The 3,121-nt window shown below is 61.8% G+C and carries 4 protein-coding genes; all 4 read left to right on the top strand.

Annotated features, from left to right (window positions below; all coding sequences use genetic code 11):
• Positions 1-662 (top strand): aldo/keto reductase (locus VIL80_RS15495; protein ID WP_332036992.1); only part of this gene is annotated, 662 nt, incomplete at its 5' end.
• Positions 663-797: 135 nt separating this feature from the next.
• Positions 798-1,028 carry a DUF2789 domain-containing protein gene (locus VIL80_RS15490; RefSeq protein ID WP_318954986.1) on the top strand — a complete coding sequence of 77 codons (231 nt, stop codon included), beginning with the start codon at positions 798-800 and terminating at the stop codon, positions 1,026-1,028.
• A 184-nt stretch (positions 1,029-1,212) separates the two neighbouring features.
• On the top strand, positions 1,213-2,169 hold the full coding sequence (gene lpxL, locus VIL80_RS15485; protein ID WP_332036991.1) for an LpxL/LpxP family Kdo(2)-lipid IV(A) lauroyl/palmitoleoyl acyltransferase: 957 nt from the start codon (positions 1,213-1,215) through the stop codon (positions 2,167-2,169).
• A 136-nt stretch (positions 2,170-2,305) separates the two neighbouring features.
• On the top strand, positions 2,306-3,121 hold an 816-nt coding region (gene dapA, locus VIL80_RS15480; RefSeq protein ID WP_332036990.1), incomplete at its 3' end, for a 4-hydroxy-tetrahydrodipicolinate synthase.

The following is a 3,121-nucleotide window of genomic DNA, read 5'->3' as shown; positions in this document are numbered from 1 at the left end:
TTGATCTGTATCAGGTGCACTGGCCAGAGCGGCAGTCCAACTTTTTCGGCAAGCTGGGTTACCAGCATGGCGAAGACGACGGTGTGGATATCAGTGAAACCCTGAGCGCGCTGCAGGAGCTGGTGGCGGCGGGCAAGGTGCGCCATATCGGCCTGTCCAACGAGACCCCGTGGGGGATGCATCGTTACCTGCGTCTCGCCGCCCACGGCAGCAAGCCACGGGTTGCCTCAATCCAGAACCCCTACAGCCTGCTGAACCGCACCTTCGAGGTGGGACTGGCGGAAATGGCCATTCGCGAACAGTGTGGTCTGCTCGCCTATTCCCCACTGGCCTTTGGCACCCTGAGCGGTAAATACCTGAATGGCGCCAGACCCGCGGGCGCGCGCCTGACCCTGTTCGAGCGCTTCCAGCGCTATACCGGTGAGCGCGCAGCTTCCGCCACTGAACAGTACGTGAAGCTGGCAGGGGAGTTTGGCCTTGACCCGGCACAGATGGCACTGGCCTTCGTCACTGAGCAACCTTTCGTGACCTCCAACATTATCGGCGCCACTACCATGGAGCAGCTCAGATCCAACATCGCCAGTAGCGAGCTGCGCTTGAGTGAAAACCTGCTGGAGGCCATCGAGGCGATCCACCGCGAGAACCCCAACCCGGCGCCTTGATCCTAGGCCCCGGCGCATAATCTGTGTCCTCTGGCGCGAAGCCCTGCCGTCGCTGTCTATACTGCAAGGCAGTGTTTCGCGCCGAGCCGGGTCGACCCTTCGGTGCAACTGGCCATCGAACCAAGGGGAGTTTTCATGCAGACCGGTCATCACACCCTCAACGACCTATTTGCCCAGTTGGGCCTCAGCTCCGACGACAACGCCATCGAGGACTTTCTCGCCCGTCATCACCTGGTGGGTGAGGAAACCCTGGCCCGGGCGCAGTTTTGGAGCGAGAGCCAGCGCAAATTCCTGCGCGATGCGATTCTGGAAGATTCGGACTGGTGCGAGGTGGTGGACGAGCTGGACGCGCTGTTGCGGCACTAAGCTCGGCCAGGATTGCGGAATCACTGGCGTCACGACTTATTGGAGGCCGCACCCCCCAGTCAAGGCGGGCGGTTAGCGGTGGGGAGTACCCTAGGAAGGACCTGCGCGGCTATAATGCGCCGTTTTCTTCCGGGGGCAGTGGCCACCTGGTGCTAACTTCCCCGACGTCTGCTGTCCGCAATTTATGGAAAAACCCCGTTTTCGTGCCGCTCTGCTGCACCCGCGCTACTGGCTGACCTGGCTGCTGTTTGGCCTTTGGTTCCTGGTGGCTCAACTGCCCTACAACTGGCAGATGGCGCTCGGCCGAGCCCTCGGCCGGCTGATGCTGCGCTTTGCCAGCACCCGGCGGCATATCGCCGAGCGCAATCTGGCGCTGTGCTTCCCCGAACTCTCTGCCCTCAAACGTGAGCAGCTGCTGCGGCGCAACTTCGCTTCCAACGGTATCGCGCTGATGGAAACCGGCATGGCCTGGTTCCGCTCCAGCCGCTGGCTGCGCCGGCGCTTCACCATCGAGGGCCTGGAGTACCTGCAGGAGCCCCACAGCCGCGGCCAGGGTGTGGTGATGATGGCGATGCACTTCACCACCCTGGAAATCGGCGCTGCCTTCATGGCCATGAGCCATCCCGTGGACGGCATGTACCGGCCGCACAAGAACCCGGTGTACGACTACATGCAGCGCAAGGGCCGCGAGCGCCATGGGGAGGACTCCGAGGTATACCAGCGCAAGGATGTACGCGGCATGTTGCGGGCGCTGCAGAAGGGGCGCGCGGTGTGGTACGCACCGGATCAGGATTACGGTATCAAGCAGGGCGTGTTCGCGCCGCTGTTTGGTATTCCCGCCGCCACCGTGACCGGCACATCGCGCTTTGCCCGCGTCGGCCGCGCCCAGGTAGTGCCCTACACGGTCACACGCCTGGAAGGCAAGGGCTTCTATCAGGTACGGGTATTCCCGCCGATCGCCGAAATACCCTCCGGCGACGAACTGAAAGATGCGGTGCTGGTCAATCAGTTTGTGGAAGCGCGCATGCGCGAGAACCCGGCCCAGTACATGTGGGTGCACCGTCGATTCAAAACCCGCCCGGAGGGCGAGGAAGCGTTTTATCCCAAACGCAAAAAACGGCGCAAGAAGCGCAAAATTTAATCAATTCTCGCCGGGTTCGCTGCCGCGCAATGGGATGATTTTTTGCGCTGGCATCGAACTGGCACGGTCAGTAACATACCGCATTCATTTTTTGGTGGTACAGACCGGCTTCAGGCCGGTTGGAGAAGGAGTTGCAATGATTTCCGGCAGTATGGTGGCGCTTGCCACACCCATGTATGCAGACGGCAGCCTGGATTGGGAGAAACTGCACGAGCTGGTGGAATGGCACATCGAGCAGGGCACCCGTGCGCTGGTCGCTGTGGGCACCACCGGTGAATCCGCCACCCTCGATGTGCACGAACACCTCGAAGTCATCCGCCGGGTAGTGGATCAGGTCGCCGGGCGAATTCCGGTCATTGCCGGTACCGGCGCCAACTCCACCACCGAAGCCATCGAACTCACCGCCACCGCCGCCAAGTGTGGCGCGGATGCCTGCCTGCTGGTGACGCCCTATTACAACAAGCCCACCCAGGAAGGCCTGTACCAGCACTACAAGGCCGTGGCCAAGGCAGTCGATATCCCGCAGATCCTCTACAATGTGCCCGGGCGCACCGCGGTCGACATGCTGCCCGACACCGTGCGCCGCCTGTCTTCCATTGCCAACATCGTCGGCATCAAGGAAGCCACTGGCAATCTGGAGCGCGCGCGCCAGATTCTTGAGCTGGTGCCCGAGGACTTTGCGGTTTACTCCGGTGATGACGCCACCGCGGTGGAATTGATGCTGCTGGGTGGCCACGGCAATATCAGTGTGACCGCGAACGTGGCACCGGCAGCGGTAGCGCAGATGTGTGAGGCGGCGCTGGCCGGTGACGCGGAAACCGCCCGCGCCATCAATCAGCGCATCGAAATATTGCACAAAATGCTGTTTGTGGAGTCCAACCCGATACCGGTGAAATGGGCGCTGAAGGAAATGGGGCGTATCGACAGCGGTATCCGCCTTCCGCTGACCGTT

Source organism: Microbulbifer sp. (assembly GCF_036563125.1).
In the GTDB taxonomy this organism is placed as follows: Bacteria; Pseudomonadota; Gammaproteobacteria; order Pseudomonadales; family Cellvibrionaceae; genus Microbulbifer.
The sequence above is the reverse complement of the archived record's forward strand: the minus strand, read 5'-3'. Positions and strand labels throughout refer to the sequence as shown.